Annotated in this window: 17 protein-coding genes and 1 riboswitch; of the genes, 7 read left to right on the top strand and 10 right to left on the bottom strand. The window is 62.3% G+C overall.

All coding sequences use genetic code 11. The features are described from left to right. Positions 1–69: 69 nt before the first annotated feature. Positions 70–798: a siderophore-interacting protein gene (locus ACLRGI_RS05775; RefSeq protein ID WP_419200699.1), complete on the bottom strand. Its 729-nt coding sequence runs from the start codon at positions 796–798 to the stop codon at positions 70–72. A 101-nt stretch (positions 799–899) separates the two neighbouring features. Here ACLRGI_RS05775 and ACLRGI_RS05780 point away from each other — a divergent pair, with 101 nt between their 5' ends. Further along, a complete protein-coding gene (locus ACLRGI_RS05780; RefSeq protein ID WP_419200700.1) occupies positions 900–3020 on the top strand; it encodes a penicillin acylase family protein in 2121 nt (706 codons plus the stop codon). A 78-nt stretch (positions 3021–3098) separates the two neighbouring features. Then, on the top strand, positions 3099–3698 hold the full coding sequence (locus tag ACLRGI_RS05785; RefSeq protein ID WP_419200701.1) for a GNAT family N-acetyltransferase: 600 nt from the start codon (positions 3099–3101) through the stop codon (positions 3696–3698). Here the strand turns inward: ACLRGI_RS05785 and ACLRGI_RS05790 are convergent. The 3 genes from ACLRGI_RS05790 to ACLRGI_RS05800 are packed head-to-tail and all read right to left on the bottom strand — an operon-like array spanning position 3695 to position 6695. Beyond that, entirely contained in the window at positions 3695–4489 is a 795-nt protein-coding gene (locus ACLRGI_RS05790) for an energy-coupling factor transporter transmembrane component T family protein (protein WP_419200702.1), read from the bottom strand. The genes ACLRGI_RS05785 and ACLRGI_RS05790 overlap by 4 nt on opposite strands. After that, the gene (locus tag ACLRGI_RS05795) at positions 4486–6075 is read right to left on the bottom strand and encodes an ABC transporter ATP-binding protein (RefSeq protein ID WP_419200703.1); all 1590 of its coding nucleotides are present in this window, start codon (positions 6073–6075) and stop codon (positions 4486–4488) included. The genes ACLRGI_RS05790 and ACLRGI_RS05795 overlap by 4 nt, the downstream gene beginning before the upstream one ends. After that, entirely contained in the window at positions 6075–6695 is a 621-nt protein-coding gene (locus ACLRGI_RS05800; protein ID WP_419200704.1) for an ECF transporter S component, read from the bottom strand. Before ACLRGI_RS05800 ends, ACLRGI_RS05795 begins: the two co-directional genes overlap by 1 nt. Positions 6696–6770: 75 nt before the next feature. Next, a riboswitch (TPP riboswitch) is annotated at positions 6771–6907 on the bottom strand. A gap of 292 nt (positions 6908–7199) precedes the next feature. Here ACLRGI_RS05800 and ACLRGI_RS05805 point away from each other — a divergent pair. Both ACLRGI_RS05805 and ACLRGI_RS05810 read left to right on the top strand, forming a co-directional pair. After that, positions 7200–7892 (top strand): NUDIX hydrolase, encoded by a 693-nt coding sequence (locus ACLRGI_RS05805; protein ID WP_419200705.1) that lies wholly within the window; start codon positions 7200–7202, stop codon positions 7890–7892. Between the two features lie 36 nt (positions 7893–7928). Further along, entirely contained in the window at positions 7929–8189 is a 261-nt protein-coding gene (locus ACLRGI_RS05810; protein WP_419200706.1) for a DUF4235 domain-containing protein, read from the top strand. Between the two features lie 71 nt (positions 8190–8260). Here ACLRGI_RS05810 and mnhG read toward each other — a convergent pair whose 3' ends face one another. The 6 genes from mnhG to ACLRGI_RS05840 are packed head-to-tail and all read right to left on the bottom strand — an operon-like array spanning position 8261 to position 14605. Then, complete coding sequence (gene mnhG, locus ACLRGI_RS05815) at positions 8261–8653, bottom strand: monovalent cation/H(+) antiporter subunit G (RefSeq protein ID WP_419200707.1); 393 nt, start codon at positions 8651–8653, stop codon at positions 8261–8263. Continuing rightward, positions 8643–8921: an MrpF/PhaF family protein gene (locus ACLRGI_RS05820; RefSeq protein WP_419200708.1), complete on the bottom strand. Its 279-nt coding sequence runs from the start codon at positions 8919–8921 to the stop codon at positions 8643–8645. Before ACLRGI_RS05820 ends, mnhG begins: the two co-directional genes overlap by 11 nt. Beyond that, positions 8918–9484 (bottom strand): Na+/H+ antiporter subunit E, encoded by a 567-nt coding sequence (locus ACLRGI_RS05825; RefSeq protein ID WP_419200709.1) that lies wholly within the window; start codon positions 9482–9484, stop codon positions 8918–8920. The genes ACLRGI_RS05820 and ACLRGI_RS05825 overlap by 4 nt, the downstream gene beginning before the upstream one ends. After that, complete coding sequence (locus ACLRGI_RS05830; protein WP_419200710.1) at positions 9481–11094, bottom strand: Na+/H+ antiporter subunit D; 1614 nt, start codon at positions 11092–11094, stop codon at positions 9481–9483. The genes ACLRGI_RS05825 and ACLRGI_RS05830 overlap by 4 nt, the downstream gene beginning before the upstream one ends. Next, on the bottom strand, positions 11091–11591 hold the full coding sequence (locus ACLRGI_RS05835; RefSeq protein WP_419200711.1) for a Na(+)/H(+) antiporter subunit C: 501 nt from the start codon (positions 11589–11591) through the stop codon (positions 11091–11093). Before ACLRGI_RS05835 ends, ACLRGI_RS05830 begins: the two co-directional genes overlap by 4 nt. Then, positions 11588–14605 (bottom strand): Na+/H+ antiporter subunit A, encoded by a 3018-nt coding sequence (locus ACLRGI_RS05840; protein ID WP_419200712.1) that lies wholly within the window; start codon positions 14603–14605, stop codon positions 11588–11590. The genes ACLRGI_RS05835 and ACLRGI_RS05840 overlap by 4 nt, the downstream gene beginning before the upstream one ends. 203 nt (positions 14606–14808) lie before the next feature. Here ACLRGI_RS05840 and ACLRGI_RS05845 point away from each other — a divergent pair, with 203 nt between their 5' ends. From ACLRGI_RS05845 to ACLRGI_RS05855, 3 genes are all read left to right on the top strand, one after another. After that, positions 14809–16212 carry an MFS transporter gene (locus ACLRGI_RS05845; RefSeq protein ID WP_419200713.1) on the top strand — a complete coding sequence of 468 codons (1404 nt, stop codon included), beginning with the start codon at positions 14809–14811 and terminating at the stop codon, positions 16210–16212. Between the two features lie 64 nt (positions 16213–16276). Further along, positions 16277–16759 carry a cation:proton antiporter regulatory subunit gene (locus tag ACLRGI_RS05850; protein ID WP_419200714.1) on the top strand — a complete coding sequence of 161 codons (483 nt, stop codon included), beginning with the start codon at positions 16277–16279 and terminating at the stop codon, positions 16757–16759. A 5-nt stretch (positions 16760–16764) separates the two neighbouring features. Then, positions 16765–17964, top strand: a complete 1200-nt coding sequence (locus ACLRGI_RS05855; protein WP_419200715.1) for a cation:proton antiporter — start codon at positions 16765–16767, stop codon at positions 17962–17964. Positions 17965–18003 lie beyond the last annotated feature (39 nt).

An 18003-nucleotide genomic window follows, 5' to 3' on the forward strand; every position in this document is an offset into this window, starting at 1 on the left:
CCCCCGGAGGTGAAGAAGGCTTCCTCAATTGGCCCGGGTAGGGCCGGCGCGATCAGCCTGCCAAAAAGGCTAGACCCGCCAGTACCCCAGTGCATCAATCCGGTGCTTGTCCACGCCGAGTTCTTTGCGCAGGTGTTTGACGATTGCCCGTGTACTTGATGCTTCGCACGCGATCCAAAAGAAGTCCTCGCCCACGGAGACATTGTCCGCCGAAAGCGCACCACAGACTTCCTCCACCAAAGCGGCCCCGTCGCGTTTGCGCGGAATCCAGGTGACGACGTCGGAATCTGCGGCACGCACCTCAAGCGAGGGGTCGGCGTCGTGCTGGTATTCGAGCCAAGCCGTCACCGGAGCCCCGCCCGCAGCACCGCGCTCATCCAGCAATGAATTGATGGCCGGTATGGACGCAGGATCGCCCACCACCCAAATCCGGCGCGGAGCGGGCTGCGGGAAGGTGAAGGAACTGCCTTGGACAGTGGCATCGATGGTTTCACCGGACTGAACCGAGCGGGCCCAATCCGCGGCAACCCCGTCGTGCATCGCGAAATCCATGCTGAACGTACCCTCCGCAGGGGAGGCGTTTACCAAGGTGTAGGCGCGCTGGTGAGCCTTGCCGGAATCGTTGAACCAGAGCCGGATCCACATGGTGGGATGCAGGCCGCTGCGCTCCAGGAGGCCGCCGTCGCGCACGTGGACGCGAAGGAAGTCCGGGGTGATCTCTTCCCGGCCCGTGACCTCCAAGGTGAAGTCCTTGGCGCCCATGACTTTGAGGACGACGCCTTCCCAATTCCGCTTCAAGCAACACTCCTTCACGAATGTCCACGATTTGTGAACGGGGCCAAAGCCATTTATCTTGAGCTTAAGTAAGCCTAACCTAAGCTCGAAAGCGGCCAGACATTATGACGCCTGCCCCGACGCACCAAACCGCCCCGGCAGGCGGCCCCGGCACGTACCGCGATGAGTGGGGCATCCCGCATCTGTGGGCTGATTCCGCCCATGAACTGGCCTTTCTCCAAGGCATGAACGCGGCCATGGACCGCTCGTGGCAGATCGAACTGGAACGGTGGCGTTCGGAAGGCCGTACAGCGGAAATTCTGGGAGCCGACACGGTGGTTTGGGACCGGTTCGCCCGCCAAGCCCAGCTGGATGACACCGCGCGTCGCTGCTTTGAGAACCTCGACGCCGGCACACAGCGTTGGTGCGGACAGTATGTGGCGGGCGTCAACCAAGCACTGGCCGATGGTGCTCGGGGCGGGCCCGAATTTGAAGAATCCGGCAGCACACCCGAGCCATGGAATCCTTGGACTCCGCTAGGTGTCTTCCTGGTTCATCACATCCTGTTTTCAACCTTTCCCAACAAGCTGTTCCGGGCCCACGTCGCGCGGACCCTCGGCGACGACGCCGTGAACCTGTTCAGCATCGAAGCGCCGGTTTGGTCAGGCAGCAACGCTTGGGCTGCACACGGATCGACGACGGGCAGCGGCCTTCCGCTGATCGCCGGCGACCCCCACCGCCTCATGGAACTGCCCGGCGTTTACCAGCAAATACGGCTCGCATGCCCGGAGTTCGACGCAATCGGATTCGCGTTCCCCGGCGTTCCCGGGCTCCCCCATTTCGCCCACACGGGCAGCACCGCGTGGGCCATTACCAACGCCATGGCCGACTACCAGGACCTTTTCGTGGAGGAGTTGCGGCGGGTCAGCGATTTCGCCGGCGAGCGCATCGAGGCGCGAGGAGCGGAAGGCTGGGAACCCGTCGTCGTGCGTTCGGAGACCATCCGGGTCCGCGACGACGCAGCGGTCTCTGTTGAGATTATTGAGACCGGTCGGGGCCCTGTCATCTCGGAAACGCCCGACGGCGGCGCCTTGAGTCTTCGATTCCCTGCCAGGGTTGAGGGGCGGTTGGGTTTTGAAGCCCTCCTGCCGCTGCTGCGGAGCCGGAGCGTCTCCGAGGTAGAGGCTGCTTTCGATGCATGGGTGGAGCCCGTCAACAGTGTGGTGGCTGCGGACGCTACCGGATCCGTACGGCATTTTGTTGCCGGGCTGGTTCCGCAGCGCAATCCGGCCAACCGGCGGTTGCCCGCTCCGGCCTTCTCCACACGGCATGAGTGGGAGGGACAGTACGTGATCCTTCCCCGCACCGAGGTCCGGAAATTTGCCGCGAGCGCGAACGATCGTACGGCAGGAGGCGGTGATCCGGTGGCCATGGAGTTCGCGCCCGCGCATCGCGCGCGGCGCATCCGGGAGTTGCTGGAGCTGAATCCCGGGCCTTTGTCCGCGGACCATATGCAAGCCATCCATATGGACACCCTGCTGGGCCCGTGGCCACTATTCCGGTCATTGCTCGTTGGCTTGGACTCCAAAGACCTTTCCAAGGAAGCCAAGGAACTGCGGCTGCTTTTGTTGGATTGGGATGGCCTGATGGATGCAGGAAGCCACCAGGCTGCCGTTTTCGCTGCGTGGCGCGGCGGGCTGGTCCAGCGCGTGGCGCGGCATTCCGCACTGGCTCCCTTGAATGAACCAACAGGCTATTCCCCGTTGTTCGGTCCGTGGTTGTCAGTTACGTCCCGAATCGGTTTTGCCCTTGAGACCCTGCTGGTTCGTGGCCCGGAACTTGGCATCAACGTTGGAATGGAAGCCGCCGCAGCACTTGAAGACACTGCGTTGGAGGAATCAATGCTGAACGGTGCTGCCTGGGGTGACCGGCACAAGTTGTTAGCCGTCCATGTCCTCCCGGGCTCCCTCGCTTCCTCCGCACCCACTGCCGATCTCAGCGGCGATACCGGGTGCGTTCTGTGCACCGAGAGCCTCCCCGGAGTGGATGACCGAAGCTTCCGCGGACCCGTAGCCCGTTACGTGTGGGACCTGGCCGATCGGGGCAACAGCCGTTGGATCGTGCCTTTCGGTACCTCCGGCACGCCGGGCCACAAGCACTTCGCCGATCAGCTCCCGCTCTGGACCGCAGGGGAACTCGCCCCGGTGGTCACTGATTGGTCGCTTCTGGCCAAAGAAACGCCCTGACTCACTCCAATCCCCGCGTCAGCCCAGACCGTCAGCCCAGACATCAGCCCTGACCATCATCAGATCCCGAAGGAAACCATGACCACTGTCACCCAGGATTTCTCCGCCCGCACCACCATCTACTCTGAAGACCTCGAAGGATGGGGGGCGCTCCGGATTGTTCCGCTGGTTCCCGGCGAAGACATTGACCTCATCTTCGAGTGGGTTACCCAGCCCCGTGCAAAGTTTTGGGGAATGACGGAGAACACCCGTGAAGAAGTGTTGGGGATCTACGAGTTCCTTGACTCCTTGGAGACCCACCACGCGTTCCTGGCCACCCTTGACGGGGAGCCCTTGGCCCTTTTCCAGACGTACGAGCCCCTGCACGATCCCGTCGGCGAGGCCTACCCTGCCCGTGAGGAAGACATCGGTATGCACCTGCTGTTGGCCCCTGCAACACGTCCCATTCCGCACTTCACCCCGCGGCTGGGCACGTCCTTGATCAAGTACATGTTTTCCCTGCCGGGCAAGGACCGGATTGTGGTGGAGCCGGACTCCCGCAATGCCAAGGCGCTTCGCCGGCTGGAAGCAACGTGTTTCGAGTTGGGACCCATCATCCAGCTCGCCGAGAAGGAGGCCCAACTGGGCTTCCTGACGCGTGCGGGCTTCGATGAGATCCAGGAGCAGCAGGCTCGCTAGCGCCAGACGAAACTCCACGTTCCCGCGACGACCGCCGACATCACTGCACCTGCTGCGATGACCAAGCCGCCAAGGACCACCCCTACGTCCAGCAGCGAATATGTGGATTCGCGCGCCCACGTCCTTTGTCCACCACCGAAGCCGCGGGCTTCCATGGTCACTGCCAGTCGGGAGGCCCTTCTCACGGCCTGGACCAATAGCCCGAAGCTCTGGCCGAGGGTAGCCTTCAACCGTTGAATCGGGCTGCCTTGGGAACCCACTCCACGGGCGCGGCGGGCCATTCCGATGGTCTGCCATTCCTCTGCCATGAGCCCCACCAGCCTCATCGCAGCCAAGGATCCGAGGACGAAGCGGTGCGGCAGCCTGGCCTTCTGCGCGAGTGCGTCGGCCAGGTCTGTGGGATCCGTGCAGGTCATCAGCAGGATCGCCGGCAACGCGATCGCCAAACCGCGCAGCATGAAACCCAGCCCCAGTTCGAGGGAACCTTCGCTGATGGACCAGAGTCCGACGTCGAGCAGTACAGCGCCGCTGTCCGCCGCCACTATTGCAGTGCTCCAGCCGCCTATTGCCGCCGCGATGATCAGGGGCCAGGCCCTCTGCCACAGGAGCCTGACGGTGAGGCCCGCAAGCGGGAAGAGAGCCAGTTCCGCGAGGAGCGCCGTGGACGCAGACACCCAGTCGATGGACAGAGCCAGCACCAGGGAGATCAGGAAGACCGACACGAATTTGGCCAAAGGGTTGGCTCTTGTGAGGAGGGCATGGTTGCCGCGGAGATTCAGTGGATCCCTCACGCTGCACCCGCTTCCTGATGCGTTGCCCTGCCCTGCGTTATGGGGCCGAGGCGCAGTTCGGATCCGCCGAGTACAGCACTGAATTCCTGATCGTGGGTCACAGACACCACCGCGGTTCCGGCGTCCAGCAACTCTGAAAGGAAAGACGCCAGCTCGGCCCACGTATTCGCGTCCTGGCCGAAGGTGGGCTCGTCCAGGACGAGGACCTTCGGGTGTGCGGCCAGCACCGTGGCCACCGAAAGCCGGCGCTTTTCCCCGCCGGAGAGCGTGTACGGATTGGCGTCGACCAGATGAGTGAGCCGCAATCGCTCCAGCAGCTCGTCCACGCGTTCCTCGCCACGGCCAAGATGCCTCGGACCAAACATCAACTCGTCCAGGACTTTGCCCGTGACGAACTGGTGCTCAGGCTCCTGGAACACCGTCCCGATCCGGGAGATCAGCTGATCCGCTTTCCACTTGTAAGGGTCAATGCCTGCACCGTCGGAAAGCTCGACGGCGGCACTCACCTTGCCGTCCACCGGCGCCAAAAGGCCGGCCAACGTGAGCGCAAAAGTGGACTTCCCGGCGCCATTGGGGCCAGTGATGGTCAGTGCCTGGCCTGCCCTGACCTGTGCGCTGATACCCGTTTGCACCGGCATGGGCGGGATGGTCTTGAAGCCTTTGCGCCGAGACTTTTCGCGGGAGACAGCCAGGTCCTGGGCGGCGAGGAGAAGCTGAGAGGTGTCGCGTTCATTGTGGCGGGCGCGGGTCGCCGGAACGTAGCCCGGCACCCATACACCAGCCGACATGAGCATCGTGCGGGCCTCGGACAGGACCTGGTCAGGAGGGCCGTCCAGGAGGACGCCGCCGGCAGACCGCCCGATCCCTGCCGCCGTTGCGCCTCCGGCAGACCCCGGCTGCAAAACCACTATCCGGTCCACCAGGTCTTTCCACACGGACACCCGGTGTTCCACAACAACCAAGGTGGCGCCGGTCTTATCCAGGCAGCGCCCAACAGCGTCGCGGACCTCCAGCACACCAGCCGGATCCAGGTTGGCTGTCGGTTCGTCCAGGAGGATCAGGCCGGGGCGCATCGCCAAAATACCCGCCAGCGCGAGGCGCTGCTTCTGCCCCCCGGATAGTGCCGCCGTCGGGTGATCCAGCGGCAAACCGCCGCCAGCAGCGGTGCGCAACCCCACGTCGTCGAGCGCTTCATGGACGCGGGACCAGATCTCGTCCCGCGGCACGGCAAGGTTCTCTGCTCCAAAGGCAACGTCGTCCCCAACCCGGGACAGGACCACTTGCGTCTCAGGGTCCTGCTGCATCAGCCCTGCGCGGCCGCGCTGCTCGCGGGGCGCGACGCCGTCGATCAGCAGGGAGCCGCTCTCATCCGAGTCGTCTTCCTCGTCCCCCAGCACCCCGGCCAGGGCATGCAGGAGCGTGGATTTGCCAGCACCCGAGGGACCCAGCAGCAGCACACGCTCCCCCGGTTCAATCCGAAGGTCCAGGCCCTGAATGGCAGATTGGGCCCGGCCGGCATGCCGCCAACCCCAGCCCTCGGCTGAGATGGCGGCAGGCCTGACCTTGCCGCTTTGGGTGGCGGACATCAGCTGAAGACTGGCTCCGACGCGGCCTTGCGGGAGGCGAAGGAGCTCAGGACGCCTGTCTTGGCCAAACCTCGCGTCGCCACCCAAGAGAGTGCGCCCGCGATGATTGCACCGGAAATTGTGGTGAAGGTGATGTAAGCCAGTTTGTCGACGGCCTCGTAGGCGATGTTCCAACCCCATGGCAGGAAGGAGTCGTTCAGACCGCAGAAGAGGCCCGCGCCGGCACCTGCGAGGAGGGCGGTGGGCAGGTTGAACTTCTTGTACCGGAACGCGGCGAAGATGAGTTCGGCTCCCAGGCCCTGAAGAACGCCCGAGATGAGCACCGTGGTGCCGTACTGCGAACCCATGATGAGTTCGCCCGTCGCAGCAACAGTCTCGCAGAAAAGCGCCGCCCCCGGTTTGCGGATAATGAGCATGCCCAGCACCGCGGGGATCATCCAACCACCCGCGATCAGGCCGGTGAGCGGCGGATAGGTGGCATTCAAGGGAATGGATACCAGCGCAGCGCCCTGGGACCATGCCCAGAAGATCACGCCGCCGGCAATGGCGATCAAAGCCGCCACAACAATGTCTACAACTCGCCAGTTATGACTGGTCTTCTTCACGTTTACCGTGGTCATTTTCTGCCTCCTGAGGTTACAGGAGGGGAAAGTGCTCCCCGGAACCAGGCTGGCCTGCGCCGCCCGGATCCGGACACTCTGAGAAGCTCGACTCCCTTGCGCCGGTACTAACCGGATCAGGTTCGAGGGTCTGCGGCTGTCCGCACTCTCAGCGCCCTCGCGTCACCTGCATTTCTGCAGAGTCCGACGGCGGCGCTCCCCTGTCGTTATCAAATCTGCCCTGATGGGCTGGTTCAGTTTACACCCGGGTCCGCGGCGGGTGCGGGTGTGTTGCCGGCATGCGGTCACAATCGGCCGTGGTGGGGTGTGCGGGGTTCGTTGCGGGGCCCGCTCTACGCCCCCCTCCCCGGTTTTGCCACGCACACCAGGCCCCACAACCAGACGGGGTTCGTTGCGGGGCCCGCTCTGCGCCCCCCTCCCGGGTTTTGCCACGCACACCAGGCCCCACAACCAGACCTGAGAGAATGATCCAGCAGACTCGACCGCGGCAAAGGGGCACAACTCATGACGGACCTACCCACACAGGATCACCCTGCCAGCGACGCTCCAGTGCCCGAACCCCGGCTCGCAGCCAGCGTCATCCTGCTCCGTGACGCTCCGGGCGGACTCGAAGCCTTTGTTCAGCACCGGGTCACCACCATGGACTTCGCTGCTGGAATGGTGGTCTTCCCCGGAGGACGGGTGGATGCTGCGGACAAGTCCGGGTGGGACTACCCCATGGATCTTCTTCAACGTCACTCGGCGGACTGGCAACTGAGCTCCATCTGCAGTGACGCGGACCAAGCAGCCAAGAATGCCGGAACAGTGCTGACCGCCGCAATCCGTGAAGTCGGGGAGGAAGCCGGGCTGAGCATCGACGCCTCTGACCTGCGGCCATGGGCCAACTGGATTACGCCGACAGACATGCCTAAGCGATTCGACACCTACTTTTACGTGGCCAAGCCTTCTCCCGGAGTCGAGCCCCAGCACCAGACAACGGAGGCCTGGCAATCTCTGTGGATGCCGGTAAAGGGCATTCTTGAGGCAGAGGCTGCCGGCACCTTGAAACTGATGCCGCCCACCTATTACCTGCTCAAGGAAATTTCCGGGTTCGGCAGCGTGGATGCTGTCTGGTCGGCCGAACACAACGTTATCCCCGTACTGGCACCTGTTGGTTCCATGGCGGCGTTCCTGAAGGAGCGGGAAAGCCGCCGCTGACGCTTGAGACCAGCCGGAGCCAGCTAGGCTGGGGGCATGAACCTCTTCTTCAAGCTGATCGGTGCCGGAGTAAGCCTCGGAGCAGGCTTCGTAGGTACCAAACTCGTCAACAAAGGGTGGGAAAAAGCCACAGGCAACAAGCCGCCCTTAGGCCACGACGACATGGAATCGAGTCTTCGCTCGGCCCTGACGTTCGCTCTGGTTTCAGCCTTCGTCAGCACGCTCATCCAAGTCCTGGCCAGCAGGGGCACGCAGCGCGCCATTACGCGCTTCGCCAAAACCCACGACATCGTCTAGGCACCCGCCACGCACAAACACAACGCCGGTATCTCCCACGAGGGGTGATACCGGCGTTGTTTTTGCCGCTGCTACCGTTCGCTCCCGGGCTCTTGGCCCGCTGCCGCGCGCTGCACAACCGCTTCGAGTTCATCTTTGGTGAGCATTTCGCGGTGTCCATGCTTGGTGCGGTAAGCGGAGCGACCCACCATGTGCGCGGAAACCGGAGCCGTCAGGAGCTGGAAAATCCACGCCACCAGAAGGACCGGCCATACCCACCAAGTCCGCATTTGAAGGCCGATCGCAGCAAGCATGAGGAACAACCCCAAAACCTGCGGTTTGGTGGCCGCGTGCATGCGGCTCATGAGGTCCGGAAACCTCAACAGACCAATAGCGGCACCAAGAGACATCAGGGCGCCCACCACCAGGAACACTGCAGTAACGGCGTCGATGACAGCATCCACGCCCGTGGCATCAGGATTCATTGCTTTGCTCCCTTCGCTCAGCCACGAACCGGGCAACGGTCACCGAGCCAATGAACCCGATCACCGCGAGCGCCACCAACAGCATCAGGTTGTTCAGGTGCTTGTTCATAGCCATATCGATCGCCAGGGCGGCACCGAGGATTGCCAGCAACACATCCGATGCCAGAACCCTGTCCAACAGGGACGGGCCAATCGCAATGCGGACAATTGCCCCTGCCGCAGCCAAGCTGAGGATCACAGCTGTAGCCAAGAGAACGAATTCCTTCATGGCGTTGCCCCTTCCATTCCCGGGCGCTGCTCGGCGTCGAGGGCTGCGACTTCTTCGCGCGTGCCCATGATGCGAATCAAGCGCGCCTCAATAACCCGCGTTTCCTCGCGGATCTTACGGATATCGGCTTCTTCATAAATATTGAGCGCGTGCAGGTACAGCGTGGACGTTGATCGGTCCACTTCCACCACCAGCGAGCCCGGGATCAACGAGATCACATGGCCGGTGGCCGTCACCATAAGATCTGAGTGGCTCCGCAACGGAACGGCGACGACGGCGCTGCGCACCTTGGGTCCTTTCGCCACCGCCAGGTACAGGACCAGGAAGCTCGCTGCCACCACTTTGCCGAGGAACATCAAGGCAAAGGGGATAGCCCGCAGTATGTTGAACCTGCCGCTGAGCTCCACAGGCGGGAGGTAGAACAGTTTGGCCACCAGCACCGCGATCAAGGCCCCGAACAGCAGGTTGCCCGGGCTGAAGTCCCGCCAAAGTGCACCCCACACGATCACCAACCAGATGAGGAGCGGCAACTCCGTGCGGAAGGAAATGGGTTTGCGGCTCACTTGGCATCCCCCCGCTGTGCTTCATCCCGTCGTGCTTCATCTGGTTGTGCTTCATCCGATTGCGCCAGCGGCGGCACCTCAACGGAATCCCCCAGGACTGAATGGATGTAAGCCGAGCGGTCCAGCATGGTTCCAGCGGACCCGTCGGCAACTTGGAAGAGCGGCCCCGCAAACACAGTGAGCGCCACTCCGAACACCACCAGACCTGCGGTCGATCCAACCATGGTGCGCGGCAGGACACCCGCTTTGCCTGGGGTCATCAATACAGGGTCCGGGTACTCTGCGTCCTCGGGTTTGCGCCAGAACGCCCTGTTCCAAACACGGGCGATGGCCAGCAACGTCAGGAGGCTGGTGAGCACACCGCCCACCACCAGCACGATTGCCAAGGGTGTCCCCAGCTCCACGCCGGCCTGCAGCAGCCCCAGCTTTCCAAGGAAGCCCGAGAAAGGCGGAATGCCCGCAAGGTTCATCGCCGGAACAAAGAACAGCAAGGCAAGCAATGGTGAAAGCTTCGCCAGGCCACCCAATCGGTCAATAGAGGAGCTGCCGCCACGCCGTTCGATGAGGCCTGTCACCAGGAACAAACTGGTCTGAACGGTGATGTGGTGCGCGACGTAGAAGACCGCAGCACCCAACCCGGCCACGGAGCTCATGGCGAGGCCGAACACCATATAGCCGATGTGGCTCACCAATGTGAAGGACAGGAGACGTTTGATGTCGCTCTGAGCCAAGGCGCCCAGGATACCGACAATCATTGTCAGTAGCGCCACCACCATCAGGGGGACGTTCAGGGTATCCCCCGGGAACAGGAGTGTTTCCGTGCGGACCATGGCGTAAACGCCCACTTTGGTCAGCAACCCGGCGAACACGGCCGTGACTGGAGCGGGAGCAGTGGGATAGGAGTCCGGAAGCCAAAAGGACAAGGGGAACACGGCTGCCTTGATCCCGAAAGCCACCAACAGCATCACGTGCAGGAGGTTCTGCGTGCCTTGGTCAAGTTCGGCAAGCTTGATGGCCAGGTCCGCCATGGTGATGGTTCCGGTGGCTCCGTAGATCATGGCGATCGCGATGAGGAACAGCACGGACGACACCACGGAAACCACAACGTAGGTGACGCCCGCACGGATGCGTGGTCCCGTTCCCCCCAGTGTCATGAGGACGTAGCTGGCCGTCAGCAGGATCTCGAAGCCAACGTAGAGATTGAAGAGATCGCCGGTCAGGAACGCGTTGGATACGCCCGCCACCAGGATGAGGTAAGTGGGGTGGAAGATCGAGACGGGTGCTTCCTGGTCGCCGTCGGCCATGCCCTGCCCGGTGGCGTAGATGAGCACGGCCAGGCTGACCACGGTGGAAACCACCAGCATGAGGGATGAGAACTGGTCCACTACCAGGACCACGCCCCACGGCGGCAACCATCCTCCGAGCGTCACGGACGTGGTGCCTCCATCCCATACAGAGACCAGGAGCAGGCATTCGAGCAGGAGGGTGGCACTCAGGATGCCAATGCTTACTACCCGTTGCGCAGTGTGGTGCCTGATCAGCAGGAATGCCAAGGCAGCACCCAGGATCGGTAGGAGGACAGCTAGCGGCGACAGGTTTGCGAGATTCACGCGCTGCCTCCTTCCTGGGTCGGTGCCGTGTTGGGAGTCTCGGTCGCATCTGGCCTGTCCTTGCTTGCAGGGCTGGCCGGGGTGATGGCGAATTCGGAAGTTTCCAGCGGGACAATGGCGTCGTCCTCGGCGTCGAAGCTCGGAGTCTTGGCCACGCGGACGTCTTCGAGGTCATCCTGGATTTCATCCTGACGAGCCAGGACCCATGTGCGGTAAATGATGCCGAGCATGAAGGCCGTGACAGCGAAAGAAATAACGATCGACGTCAGGATCAGGGCTTGAGGCAGAGGATCGTTGTAGGCGTCCGGATTGGTTTCCTTGTCGAACAAGGGGGCAAGGCCTGCGTACCCTCCCGTGCTCAGTATCAGGATGTTGGTGGCGTTGGCCAGCAGCATCAAACCCAACAGCACGCGGGTCAGGCTGCGCTCCAGGATCAAATAGATTCCGCAGGCGTACAGGACACCCATGACGATCAGCAGGGTCAGGTTGATGCTCATGCGTTACCCTTCCCGGAAGCAGCGGATTCGGCAGCTTCCTCGGCAAGGTCGGCATGCCCTGCGGCATCCTCCTCGGCCAGCGGGGCTCCCTTGCCTTCAAAGTGTTCATCGATCTCGGCACCGAGGCTTCGGAGGACATCGAGGGCCAACCCCACCACCACGATGTATACGCCGATGTCGAAAATGGTGGAGGTGACGAACTTGACGTCACCGAAAACCGGCAGCCAGAACTCGATGATTGCGCTCTGGAACACCTGTCCGCCCAGGAAGAGCGGCACCACGCCGGAGGCGGCCGCCGTCGCAAGTCCCGTCCCCAAAAGGGTTCCCGCGCTGACGGTGGCTGCCTCGCTTAGCTCGAATCGCCCACCTGCCAGATAGCGGATTGTCAGTGCGAGCCCGGCGGTGAGGCCACCGGCGAAGCCGCCGCCCGGCAGGTTATGCCCTGCGAGGAGGAGATAGATGGAGAACACAATCATGGAGTGGAAGATCAACCTGGTGACCACTTCGAAGATGATCGAACGGCGCTCGGGAGCCAAGGTGCGGCCCGCAACCAGCCACGCGTCGCGGCTGACGTCGGTGAACTTTTTCGCCACGGCCAAGGTAGCGCCGTCGCGGGAGTCACGGTCGACGCCGGTGCGTCGGCCGACGCTGCCTGCGGGTACGGCCTCCGAGGTCTTGATCCGATCGCCGCGGCTGCGCACGAAGATCAGGCTGGCTACACCGGTGGCGGCAATCGCCAACACGGAAATCTCCCCGAACGTATCCCAAGCGCGGATATCCACGAGGGTCACGTTGACCACGTTCAATCCTCCGCCGCCTTCATAGGCCAACCGTGGGAAGTCAAGTGAGATGGGAGTGGCAACGCGGGCGCCCATGGCGTAGATCGCCACGAAAATCATGGTGATGCCGAAGGCCGCGCCGATGATCACGCGGATCACCCTGAGCCGTCCCCCGGTCCTGTCCCTCAACTCGGCGGGCAGGCTGCGCATGGCCAGCACAAAAGCCACCAGCACGATCGTTTCCACCAACATCTGGGTCAAGGCGAGGTCCGGCGCGCCTTGGAGGGCGAACATGAGGGCAATGCCGTAGCCCGTGACAGAGACCATCAGCACGGCGAGGAACCGCTTGTTGGCCCGGACCGCTGCCAGTGCACCCACCACGATGCCGATGCCTGCCACCACCTGGAGGGGCGAATTCGGGTCGATGAAGTACATGCCATCCGGCAGGGGCTTGTTCGCCATGATCAGCGCCGTCATGGGCACCGCGAATGCCACGGTGAGGATCACTGCGAGGTAGAAGTACAGCGAACCACGCTGCGTACGGCCTGTAACCCAGACCGCGATGTCGTCCAGCGCACCAATGGTGTTTTGGTAGGCCCTGTCCCCGTCCACCCAGTCCGGAACCAAACTTTGGGCCCGCGAAACGAGGTTGCGCCCATAGAACATCGCGGCGCCGGCCGCGAACGTCAGCGCAGTCAGGCCCAACGCGGGAGTGACGCCGTGCCACAAAGCCAGGTACCCGGCGTCGACCGCGTCCGGGCTATTAGCGAACAGCGCTGCGTATGGCTGGATCCAGGCATCCACCGGCGTCGGCCACAAGCCGTAAACGATGGTGAGCAAGCTGAGGATGGCGGGGGCTGCCAGGAACGCGGGTTTGATGGGCTTGAACGGGGTTGGTTCAACGCCAGGCTTGACGGCAAATGCTCCCCACATGAATCGGGCACTGTAGGCGAACGTCAGGATCGATCCGATCACCAGTCCCACCAAGATCCAGATGCCCCAGGCTGGCGCGTCACTGCTGGTGCCGTAGCCGACGAAGGCCCCAAAGACTGATTCTTTGGCTACGAAACCAGCCAGAGGCGGGACCCCGGCCATGGACGCCGCGGCAATGGCCGCCACAACGCCCAGTGCACGTGACGAACGGAAGACACCGGAAAGTTTGCGGATATCGCGCGTACCTGATTGGTGGTCGATGATGCCAACCACCAGGAACAGCGCCGCTTTGAACAAGCCATGTGCCAGCAGCAGTCCGAGTCCGGCCAGAGCGGCGTCGGGCCGGCCCAGACCCACCACCATGGTGAGGAATCCGAGCTGGCTGACCGTGCCATAAGCGAGGATGAGCTTGATATCAGTCTGGCGAAGCGCCCGGTAACCGCCCACGAGCATGGTGGCCAGGCCCAGCCCCAGAACCACAGGAAGCCAAAACTCCGACGTCGAAAACCCTGGCGCGAGGCGCGCCACGATGTAGATGCCGGCCTTGACCATCGCGGCCGCATGAAGGTAGGCGCTCACGGGAGTGGGCGCGGCCATGGCGCCCGGGAGCCAAAAGTGGAAGGGGACAAGCGCCGATTTAGTCACCGCACCCGCAAGGATGAGTACGACGGCGGTGGCCACCGCCTCCTGCATCGGTCCCGCCATGAGCGGGCCGGCTTGGTCCAGAATCGCCGAAATGCGATAGGTTCCAGCCGCCTGGCCCAAAATGATGAGGCCGACGAGCATGGCTAGACCACCGGCGGTGGTGACCATGAGTGCCTGCAGCGCCGAACGCCGGGCAGCCAAACGGGTGCGGGCGTACCCGATGAGCAGGTAGGAAAGGATGGTGGTGAGCTCCCAGAAGATGAAGAGCATCAGGAGGTCATCGGAGGTCACCAAACCGAACATGGCCCCGGCAAAAGCGAGCAGCTGGGCACCGAATCCGCCCAAGTCGGCGTCCTTGTTCTTGAAGTACCTGGCGCAATAAATCAACACCAGGGATCCCACGCCGAGGATCAGCAGGCACATCACCCATGCCAGGGCATCCATACGGAAGGCAAGCTCAAGCTTAAGGCTGGGGATCCACGGAAGGACTTCCTCTATGCCACCTCCGGAATATACGGGGCCATACTGGAAAAGAAGCCAAATGAAGGCACCTGCGGGAACCGCTGCAAGAGCATAGAAGGCGTTCCTGCCAAGCTTGCTGAAGATCAAGGGCGCCACAGTTGCCGCTACAAAGGTGATGGCGAGAACTGTGATCACTGTTATCTCCGCAAAGTCAGGAACATATTGTCAAAAGTTGGAGCAGGCGGTCATACGTTGGGTTCAGTTTCCCTAGTTTATCAAGGCGAACTGACAATATTTGGCCAGAAGACCCGACTGCGCGCATGGCTTAAAGCAGCGTTCTCCACATAGCGGTCTGTCATCTGCCCACCGTTCTCCACTGTCGCTATAGCATTCAAGCTATGAACGCGGCCGCAGTTCCCGAAGCCTCCAACTCCACGTCCGAGCTCGCCTCCGGACCCGTCGCCTCCAAGAAGGGACAGATCCTTGCTTGGGCATCCTGGGACTGGGGTTCCGCTGCTTTCCAAGCGGTCATGACCACCTTCGTCTTCACCGTGTACCTCACGTCCAATGCGTTCGGCGGAGAAGATGCGGCATCGGCTGCACTCGGTGCCGCTTTGGCCATTGCCGGCCTAGCCATTGCCTTGCTGGCTCCCGTCACTGGCCAGCGTTCAGACGCCGGTGGCCGCCGCAAGATGTGGCTCGGCGTCAACACCGCCGCGACCGCTGTTCTGACGGCTCTCTGTTTCTTCGTGTTCCCCCAACCGGAGTTCCTGCTCCTGGGAGTTTGCCTCATAGCACTCGGCAACATTTTCTTTGAGTTTGCCGGCGTGAACTACAACGCGATGTTGGCCCAGATCTCCACGCCCCGGAACATCGGCAGGGTCAGCGGCTTCGGCTGGGCCATGGGTTATCTGGGCGGCATAGTTGCGCTCCTTCTGGTCCTTCAGCTATTCGTGCAGCCCTCTTTCGATTGGTTCGGCGCTTCAACCCAGGACTCCCTGAACATCCGGCTTGTTGCCATCTTCTCAGCGCTGTGGTTCTTCATCTTTGCCCTCCCCGTGATGTTCGCTGTTCCTGAAGTATCCGTTAAAAAAGACACGGCATCCTTGGGCTTCATCGCGTCCTACAAGTTATTGTTCCGCCGCATCGGAGCCATCTACCGGACCAGCCCGCACACCATCTACTTCCTGCTGTCCAGCGCCATCTTCCGTGACGGCTTGGCGGCCGTATTTACCTTCGGCGGTGTCATCGCCGCCGGTACGTTCGGCTTCGAGCTCAAGGACGTCATTTTCTTCGCCATCTTTGGTAACGTCGTGGCGGCCGTCGGTGCAATCATCGGAGGCTTCCTCGACGACAGGATCGGGCCAAAGGCGGTCATCATCCTCTCGCTTGTTGGACTTCTCGTCGCAGGCACGGCCATCCTGGTCTTGGGGAACGGCAACTACGTGTTCTTTGGAAATGACTGGCCAGGTGCCACCACGTTCTGGGTCTTCGGGCTGCTGCTGTGCCTGTTTGTGGGACCGGCCCAATCGTCCTCACGGGCCTATCTGGCACGGCTTGCGCCCCACGGGGAATCCGGGGAGCTATTTGGTCTCTACGCCACAACCGGACGGGCTGTCAGTTTCCTCGCCCCCACGCTCTTCACGCTGTGCATCACCATCGCCTCGCCGCTTGTTGCAGAAGGTGAAGCCCAACGCTGGGGCATCCTCGGAATCATGGTGGTGCTGCTCGCGGGGCTGCTGGTGATCCTCCCTGTGAAACCACCGGCCAAGGTGGAAATAGCCGTGGTCCCTGAGCGTTAACTACATAGGACTGGCTGAGCATGAACGCCATACCAGACCCATACAACAGAGTTAGGGTGTAGCTATGAACGTGGATGAGACTGAACTCCCGGGCCTCGGTATCCGCAAGGATTTCGTCACGGCCTCGGGCCGTCGCATCGGTGTCGTGGAACTTCGCGAGGGCGAAACGGAGCTTTTCGTGTCCACCTGGGACGACCCCGATACGTGCCAGGCTTCAATCCCGTTGACAGCCGATGAAGCATCGACGCTCGGGAACCTACTGGGCGGGCAGCACATTGCCATGCGCTTGGCCGAAGAACACCGTGAGATACCAGGCATCGTCACCCGCCAGTTCTCCATTACCCCCGATTCACCCTTCGTCAACCAGCCCATGGGCAAAGCGCAGATCCGTACCCGGAGCGGTGTGTCCATCGTGGCGATCATGCGGGAAGGTGAGGTCGTCCCCTCGCCGGCACCCGACGTCGTACTTCACTCCGGTGACTTGCTCGTAGCGGTAGGCACACAGGACGGTCTTGATTCGGCAGCCGACATCCTCCGCAACGGCTGACCGGAATGGATCCGCTCGCACTAGCCCTCGTTGAACTGGGGGCCGTCGTTTTCTGCCTCGGTCTCCTTGCTCGATTAGCGGGCCGGATCGGCATGTCCCCTATCCCGCTTTACTTGGTGGGTGGTCTTGCCTTCGGAGCCGGCGGGTTCGTCAAATTGGATGGCATGAACGAGTTCGCTCATCTTTCCGGAGAAATCGGCGTCATTCTCCTACTACTAATGCTCGGCTTGGAATATACGGCGTCGGAGCTCGTCACCGGCCTTAGGCAGTCCTGGCAGGCCGGTGTCATGGATTTTGTCCTCAACTTCCTTCCGGGCGCGGGACTCGCCGTGCTTTTGGGTTGGGGACTTGTGGGCGCAATTGTCATGGGTGGCGTCACCTATATCTCGTCATCCGGCATTGCTGCCAAGGTCATCACTGACCTCGGACGAATCGGTAACCGCGAGACTCCCGTGGTGCTGTCCATCTTGGTTTTCGAAGACCTTGCAATGGCGATTTACCTCCCTATCCTCACCGCGATCCTTGCCGGCGTCGGATTCCTGGGCGGACTGCAGACGGTGGGTATTGCACTGGCCGTGGTCACCGTGGTTCTGGTCATCGCCCTCAAACACGGCCACCGGGTCTCGCAAGCAGTGCACAGCGAAAACTCCGAAGTCTTCCTGCTCAACGTGCTCGGTCTCGCGCTTCTGGTCGCTGGGATTGCTTCGGCTCTGCAGGTATCGGCCGCAGTGGGTGCCTTCATGTTGGGTATTGCCATCTCCGGCGCCACGGCACATAATGCCACCAGGATCCTCGAGCCTTTGCGCGATCTCTTCGCTGCGATCTTCTTCGTAGCCTTCGGCCTCAACACCGATCCGTCGTCCATTCCACCCGTTCTTGGCTGGGCCCTCGTCCTGGCCGTCGTCACAGCAGCTACCAAGATGCTCACAGGATTTTGGGCTGCCAAACGGGTTGGCATTGCCGTCCCCGGCCGCTTCCGCGCAGGGGCTGCGCTGATCGCCCGCGGAGAATTCTCCATTGTCATCGCGGGTCTGGCTGTTGCTTCCGGCGGCGTTCCCGACGAACTTGCGGCACTCGCCACGGCCTATGTCCTCATCATGGCTATCCTTGGTCCGCTGGCTGCCCGCTTTGTGGAACCCGTGGTCAAGGCCATCCGAAAGTCACCGGGAGCTCCGCCACGGACACCGGAGCGCGCACCGGCTTAGCTAGCCCGTCTCCCCCGCCGAGGGGCGGGATCTCGACCG

Origin of the sequence: Paenarthrobacter sp. PPS72, from assembly GCF_048537125.1 — a bacterium.
Taxonomy (GTDB): domain Bacteria; phylum Actinomycetota; class Actinomycetes; order Actinomycetales; family Micrococcaceae; genus Arthrobacter; species Arthrobacter nitroguajacolicus_E.